Below are 6,408 nucleotides of genomic sequence, written 5' to 3'. Positions count from 1 at the left end.
CACCCCCTCCTACTCGATTTTTTTTTATTTGGCTCTGTTAAACAATATTATTGATTTGTAAACTCTGTAAATTGGAGCTGAAGGCGATCGACTCCTGCGGGAGTACAACGCCGAGGAGGCTCCCCGGCACGCCCACGGGTTCGCTGAGCAACTGGTGCGGGAATCAACTGCCATATAGAACAGAGCCTTTTATTTTAATTTATTTTTCATGTTATTATCATCCGCAGTCCGTCCATTGGCATCTTCGTTCGTGTCAACTGGGTTACCTTGCGGGCTTTTTAGCATCTTTTTAATCAGAGGGACCACTTGATTTCTTGCTTGAGCACTTCCAGAATCCAAATGGGCCAAATTCTCCAAGTCACGCATTAACGTTTTATTATCAGAAACGTACACATGGTAATATCGGGGTACAACCGATAGGGCTGTCCTTTTTACTTGGTCGGCCGTAAAATTACGATCTTTTGTATCGGTATCATAGACAACTAAAACTTCCTGATCCGTCACAAGTGTGGCTGCATCATTGACATTTGCCATGCTAGTTGAGAACTTGCTGATAATATTAGCAATCTGTTCGCGATCAAGCGCAGCATAGTGGTCGTCAGTCTCATTATCGTTCATCACTGGACTCTTTTGATGACGGACAAATCCATAATCCCTGCTTACATCGCGAAGATCTCGACTTGCTCCCTCATTATAAAGTTCATGTCGTTTATTATTAACGTTAATGGTATTGCCGCTTTCTTCATAAACATCTCGGTTGGCACTATCTTTAGAACAGCCTGATAGGGCTGTGATGGTAAACAATCCGAGGATGATGAGTAATTTTTTCATATTAATCGACCTCCTTTTTTTAGATTAGCCAATAAGGAGTATTTTTTTACTTAGTAATTGATGGTGAATCGGTTATAATGGAAATAAAGATAGGCCCGCAGAACGAGGTGAAAACATGATTATCCTTAATAATACAGCTTACGAATTAATTCAAGAATATAGGAACGGCTTTAACGAAGAGGCAATTAAAGCAAGATATAGTGATATTTTATCCAGGTACGATTATATTGTGGGTGACTGGGGCTACGGACAGCTGCGGTTAAAGGGCTTCTTTGAGGACCAAAATCAAAAGGCTACCTTTGATACGAAAATTAGCACACTTAGTGAGTATTTATATGAATACTGTAATTTTGGCTGTGCCTATTTTGTATTAAAGAAAGCAAAAAAATAACGAAGGATCCATAGTTTGGACCCTTCGTTTTTTATTTACTTGCTATATTGGTTCTGTTCATCTGTATTCGGATCATCGTGCGGAGGGTGGGCACCTGGCATTTCTCGTGGCAGCCCCTCATGCAGTGATTTGTTTTCATAATTGAAATTGCTGTAACGGCGCTGCCCTTGTTTCCATGGGGTGCTTTTCAATTGTACTGGTTTATCTTTGTTAAACGGAGAACCAAAAGGACCATCAGGAAATTCTTCAGCCGTTAGATAGTTTTCTTGTTTTTCTACATTAGAAAAATCGGAATAGAGGTTTACATCTCGTTTGGACATGAGCTCACTCCCTTTCCGATTATTATGACTAACGGTGAGATATTCTAAACAATCTCATGTAAGAATGCTTTCAGTTCCTCCGCTTCTTCCTCGCTGATTTGAAAAGCGTATTCTAAATAGCCTTCCTCTTCTAAGTCATCAGGGCCAATTATCGCAAAACGATTCCCCTGCATATTTAAGACCAGATATTTCCCATAATGCCGGTCCGATTGGACGATAGCTAAATCATAGCGTTGGTTTTCGCCAACAAAACTGACAAACCTTGTTTTTGTGTTTTCTTTATCATCATATAAGAAATAACGCTCACTCACGGATTAATTGCTCCTTTATTTTCGAATTTACCATATATACTATAGTATCAGATAACTCATGAGGATGGGAGTACAGAAATTTCCCAATATAATTTTAAAAAAACTTAGTAAAAAAATCCGAAAATTGTCAAATTATGTTACAATTAAAATTACCAATACTGCATAAGGGATGATTAAATGGCTCAAAAATATATTCAGAAAGCGAAAAACATCCTTCAATGGAGAAAACTATTTTTGCCATTATCATCTTTACGCTTTTACCCGCCGCATTTTGTGGTACGTAACCCTGTTGTAGAGGGGGTAGCTGCCGCATTTGATGCTGGATACGAGGTAGCAGTCATTGTATTCAATGTCCAAAATTTTAGTGACCTTGCAGAGCAGCTTGGTCAATCACAGTACCAACACTTAATGAAATCATTAAAACTTTCGTTCCAGACTGCCGTTTTGAAGGAAATTGATCAGTCACGCATTATTACTCTGCACGATTTTTACGGTGATGGTCTTACCCTTTTCATAAAGGTGGATTCGGAACAGTATTTAGTTTTAGAAATAGACAGGGTGAAGGAAAAACTGGTTCAAGAGGTGGAAATAGCTTTAAATCGGCATTTCCCTTCCGTACAATTTCAATTTGAAACAGGATATATGTTTGTCGATAAAAGATATGGGTCTGTTCAAGACTCAATTATGAAAGCTCATATGCAGGCCATTGCCATCGCGGAGAAAAGAATGGCATCTAAATACAATAACATGATTCTAACCATTAATAAGATTATTGCTCAAAAAAACATCAGATTGATGGCACAGCCCATCATTGATGTTTCAACTAATGAGATACGTGCTTGGGAGATGTTAACCCGCGGCCCTAAGGGAACATCTTTGGAAAACCCCTTATCGCTCTTTTCTGTGGCAAAGCAAACTGGAAATTTATATGAATTAGAGTTAATCGTCATTGAAAAAGCATTTGAACAGATAAAAGCGGTTAGGTGTAAACAGGACATTTTTATCAATTGTACACCTCTAACCTTAGCCAATATTCGATTTACACGGGATCTTCAAAAATTGATGCAGAAGTATAATACCATAACACCGAAGAAAGTTACGATAGAGGTGACAGAAAGCGATTCTATCGATGGATTAAAGAATTTCATTTATAATATAAAGAGGCTGCGGTTAATGGGATTTCGAATTGCGATTGATGATACAGGCGCGGGCTACTCCAACCTGAGTACAATTAGCGAGATTATGCCAGATGTCATTAAAATTGACCGCTCATTGATCCAAAATATTGACAAAAACTCTGTAAAGGAATCAATGTTGAAGGGGTTAATGTTAGTGGCAAGAGAGGCCGGGTCGCTAGTCGTCGCAGAAGGAATTGAAAGTGAAGCTGAAGCCTTTGTTCTTTCAAGAAATCAGGTACATTTAGCACAAGGTAATTTCTATGCTCCCCCGACAGTTTTAATGCCGGACATTGCAACCTAGTTCATACCTAAAGGAAGTGGCGTATATGTATTTCGTTGACCGAGATCAAATTGAAAATCAATTAACTTATTTAGAAGGACAAATCAACCTGTTTGAAGGGCAGCAAACCTGGCCTGATCCTTTAAGCAGAGCCGCATTAGAAAGAATGACGCAAATGATGCTCGAGGCTGTATTAGACGTTGGAAATGCGATGATTGACGGCTTTATTATGCGTGATCCGGGAAGTTATGAAGACATTATTGATATCTTAATGGATGAAAAGGTCATTGCTGCTGAGACGGGAGCGGATTTAAAGGTGCTAATCCCATTCCGCAAAAAGCTTGTTCAACTTTATACGGAGATCGACCATGCTCAACTTATTGAGCAATTCACGCTTCATCTTCCCGCAATAAAGGTTTTTCCTAAAAATGTACGAGATTATTTGCAAAACGAGTTAGGGCCAGTTTCAGCCTTTAAAAATTGAGGGACCGTAAATGTACGGTCTTTTCTTTTTGCAAAGACTTCTGTGGGCAAGATAATATAAACAGGGAGGCATAAGAATGAAAAAATATAAAGGATACTTAATCGATCTAGATGGTACGATGTATAAGGGGACTGAACGGATTGAGGCTGCTTCTGATTTTGTAAAAGCACTGAGAAACAATGGGATTCCCTATTTATTTGTAACCAATAATTCATCTCGAACACCAGCTCAAGTTGCAAAGAAGCTTCGTAACTTTGATATACCAGCCGAGGAGAACCTGGTATTTACCACCAGCCAGGCCACTGCTAATTACATATATGAAAAGAAGCCAGATGGCAAAGTTTATGTCATTGGTGAAGAGGGTCTCCATACAGCTATTGCCGAAAAAGGATTTCAACTTGCCGAAGAAACCGCTGATTTCGTTGTTATCGGGATTGACCGTGCTATCACTTATGAAAAGTTATCAATAGCCTGCTTGGCTGTCCGCAATGGGGCCGGTTTCATCTCAACGAATGGTGATATTGCGATCCCAACTGAAAGAGGACTACTGCCAGGAAATGGCGCACTTACTTCAGTGATTACCATTTCCACCCAAACGAACCCTGTGTTTATTGGTAAACCCGAAGCGATTATTATGGATCAGGCTTTGAAGGTTTTAGGAACGGCGAAAGAGGATACTTTGATGGTGGGCGATAATTATGATACCGATATCATGGCCGGTATCAATGCCGGAATCGATACTCTGATTGTTCATACTGGGGTTACAACGAAAATAATGCTTTCTGGATACAAGCAGCAGCCGACATACGCGGTTGATTCTTTAGATCAATGGAAGCTATAAGCAAAGGATGGGCAAATCCATCCTTTGCTCTTAATCGTCTTTATTTACGCCTGCGGCTCTATGTGCTAGCCGGCTTGAGGCTGCAGCTGCAATTGCTCCAACAATATCGTCTAAGAAAGTATGGCATTCGCCTGTTGATTTATCATTTAAACGGGCTAAAATGCCAGGCTTTTGTTTATCAATATAGCCGTAATTGGTAAAACCAATCGATCCGTATACATTTACGATTGAAAAAGCCAGGATTTCATCCACTCCGTAGAGGCTTTCATCCGTGGCAATGATGGTTTGCAAAGGTTCTTCCAGCATCTTTTTTTCACCAAGGACATCCAGCTGGATACCGGTTATAATTGCATTTTGAACTTCGCGCTTGGATAGGACCCGTTCGACGTTTTGGATACAGTCTTCCATTTGCAAGTTTTCATGATATTTTTCCTGCAGGTAAAAAACCAAATCCGCGATGTCTTGAATGGTGACTCCTCTTGCGTTGAGCCATTTTCTTGCGGTCTCTTCTACAATGTCTACATTATTTTCTGCCATCTTTTATCACCTATTTCTTCGATTTTCACTAAATATATACTGCGTTTCCATAATATATGCAATTTTACCATTTGTAATGATTTAATTACAATGCTCCAGCAAATTTGTTTCCATCCCAGAAGCAATACCAACAGACACAAGTTTCTTGATAATAAAACATATACATGAGGTAAGATGGATTCTTGGGAGGTGGAGGGATGTTCCAAAGTATGCTCGAACAGCAATATGGCATAAAAGTTGAAAATGAGCAGATAGAAATCAACCGATGTCCTGCCCTAAAAGGGAATGGTTGGATTTATTTAATAGCCAATCCCGGAAATAGAGAAGAGGAAAGCATTCAAGAATTGGTCCAGATTGCAGAGCATTTAAATCAATTAGGAGATAAAGACACAGCTATTTTTATGAGAGACAAAAAGGGAAACTGGATGACCGATTGGGAGCAGAGGCAATATTGTGTACTGGCTAGCCGGCAAAAAGAGGAAAATCAAAGGCAAACAAGGCTTGGCAGAAAGCTTGCCAAATTTCATGAACGGGGTAGAAGGGTACCGTTTCAAATTCAGCGGATTAGCCGGATTGGCCAATGGAAACGCTTATGGGAACAGCGTCTTGAGCAAATGGAGAAGGTCTGGAATGGATTGTTGTTCCAAGCGCCAGAAGATGAGTTTGAAAGAATGTTTATTGAATCTTTCCCTTATTTTATGGGGTTAACTGAAAATGCTATTCAATATCTCGTGGATACAGAACTGGATGATGACCCTCTGGAAATAGATAGTGGAACAGTTTGCCATGAACGGTTTACTCAAAATACGTGGTCCTCCTCCTCAGGTCCTTACGCTATTAAATTTCCGTTTGATTGGGTATTTGACCATCGAAGCCGTGATTTGGCGGAATGGACTAGAGAGCGTTATTGGCGTAATATTCAAACATATGATATGGATGTTAGGTATTTTTTTGAGCACTATCAAAGCGTATCGCCGTTGTCTTCATTTTCGTGGAGGCTGTTGTACTCACGATTAATTTTTCCACTTCATTACTTTGAATGTGTGGAAAGTTATTATATTACACAATCTGAACAAGAAAAGAAATTGTTAGAGGAACGGATGGGTAGAATTCTTAAGCAATCTTCTGAGTATGAGCGATTTCTTGCCCAATTTTTTCAGCTAACTGGTGCGCCAGTCAGGAGGCTGAACCTCCCGCAGCTTGAGTGGCTATACCATTAAAAGTCTGGAAGCAAA

At 39.8% G+C, this 6,408-nt stretch carries 9 protein-coding genes; 5 read left to right on the top strand and 4 right to left on the bottom strand.

Translation table 11 applies throughout. The features are described from left to right. Positions 1-189 precede the first annotated feature (189 nt). On the bottom strand, positions 190-831 hold the full coding sequence (locus BN2425_RS15365) for a YhcN/YlaJ family sporulation lipoprotein (protein WP_042461220.1): 642 nt from the start codon (positions 829-831) through the stop codon (positions 190-192). Positions 832-946: 115 nt separating this feature from the next. On the opposite strand from BN2425_RS15365, the gene BN2425_RS15360 reads away from it, so the two are divergent. Continuing rightward, the gene (locus BN2425_RS15360; RefSeq protein ID WP_042461217.1) at positions 947-1,222 is read left to right on the top strand and encodes a YutD family protein; all 276 of its coding nucleotides are present in this window, start codon (positions 947-949) and stop codon (positions 1,220-1,222) included. Between the two features lie 35 nt (positions 1,223-1,257). Here the strand turns inward: BN2425_RS15360 and BN2425_RS15355 are convergent, their stop codons facing one another. Both BN2425_RS15355 and BN2425_RS15350 read right to left on the bottom strand, forming a co-directional pair. Beyond that, positions 1,258-1,542 (bottom strand): hypothetical protein, encoded by a 285-nt coding sequence (locus tag BN2425_RS15355; protein WP_042461214.1) that lies wholly within the window; start codon positions 1,540-1,542, stop codon positions 1,258-1,260. Positions 1,543-1,586: 44 nt separating this feature from the next. Beyond that, positions 1,587-1,853, bottom strand: coding sequence for a DUF3055 domain-containing protein (locus tag BN2425_RS15350; protein ID WP_042461212.1), 267 nt, complete (start codon positions 1,851-1,853; stop codon positions 1,587-1,589). A 177-nt stretch (positions 1,854-2,030) separates the two neighbouring features. Between BN2425_RS15350 and BN2425_RS15345 the strand changes: the two genes are divergently transcribed. The 3 genes from BN2425_RS15345 (at position 2,031) to BN2425_RS15335 (ending at position 4,636) form a co-directional block, all read left to right on the top strand. Further along, positions 2,031-3,332: an EAL domain-containing protein gene (locus tag BN2425_RS15345; protein ID WP_042461209.1), complete on the top strand. Its 1,302-nt coding sequence runs from the start codon at positions 2,031-2,033 to the stop codon at positions 3,330-3,332. 25 nt (positions 3,333-3,357) lie between these two features. Further along, complete coding sequence (locus BN2425_RS15340) at positions 3,358-3,795, top strand: DUF86 domain-containing protein (RefSeq protein ID WP_042461206.1); 438 nt, start codon at positions 3,358-3,360, stop codon at positions 3,793-3,795. 76 nt (positions 3,796-3,871) lie between these two features. Next, on the top strand, positions 3,872-4,636 hold the full coding sequence (locus BN2425_RS15335; RefSeq protein ID WP_042461204.1) for a TIGR01457 family HAD-type hydrolase: 765 nt from the start codon (positions 3,872-3,874) through the stop codon (positions 4,634-4,636). Positions 4,637-4,666: 30 nt separating this feature from the next. On the opposite strand, the gene BN2425_RS15330 is transcribed toward BN2425_RS15335, so the two are convergent. Continuing rightward, entirely contained in the window at positions 4,667-5,173 is a 507-nt protein-coding gene (locus tag BN2425_RS15330) for a phosphatidylglycerophosphatase A family protein (RefSeq protein ID WP_042461201.1), read from the bottom strand. A gap of 197 nt (positions 5,174-5,370) precedes the next feature. On the opposite strand from BN2425_RS15330, the gene yutH reads away from it, so the two are divergent. Further along, complete coding sequence (gene yutH, locus BN2425_RS15325) at positions 5,371-6,393, top strand: spore coat putative kinase YutH (protein WP_042461199.1); 1,023 nt, start codon at positions 5,371-5,373, stop codon at positions 6,391-6,393. Positions 6,394-6,408 lie beyond the last annotated feature (15 nt).

The organism is Neobacillus dielmonensis (assembly GCF_000612665.1).
GTDB lineage: Bacteria > Bacillota > Bacilli > Bacillales > Cytobacillaceae > Neobacillus > Neobacillus dielmonensis.
The sequence above is the reverse complement of the archived record's forward strand: the minus strand, read 5'-3'. Positions and strand labels throughout refer to the sequence as shown.

Bases quoted from the DNA above. Each gene is read 5' to 3' on its own strand.
- BN2425_RS15365 (WP_042461220.1), bottom strand. From the start codon at position 831: ATGAAAAAATTACTCATCATCCTCGGATTGTTTACCATCACAGCCCTA.
- BN2425_RS15355 (WP_042461214.1), bottom strand. From the start codon at position 1,542: ATGTCCAAACGAGATGTAAACCTCTATTCCGATTTTTCTAATGTAGAA.
- BN2425_RS15360 (WP_042461217.1), top strand. From the start codon at position 947: ATGATTATCCTTAATAATACAGCTTACGAATTAATTCAAGAATATAGG.
- BN2425_RS15330 (WP_042461201.1), bottom strand. From the start codon at position 5,173: ATGGCAGAAAATAATGTAGACATTGTAGAAGAGACCGCAAGAAAATGG.
- BN2425_RS15335 (WP_042461204.1), top strand. From the start codon at position 3,872: ATGAAAAAATATAAAGGATACTTAATCGATCTAGATGGTACGATGTAT.
- yutH (WP_042461199.1), top strand. From the start codon at position 5,371: ATGTTCCAAAGTATGCTCGAACAGCAATATGGCATAAAAGTTGAAAAT.
- BN2425_RS15345 (WP_042461209.1), top strand. From the start codon at position 2,031: ATGGCTCAAAAATATATTCAGAAAGCGAAAAACATCCTTCAATGGAGA.
- BN2425_RS15340 (WP_042461206.1), top strand. From the start codon at position 3,358: ATGTATTTCGTTGACCGAGATCAAATTGAAAATCAATTAACTTATTTA.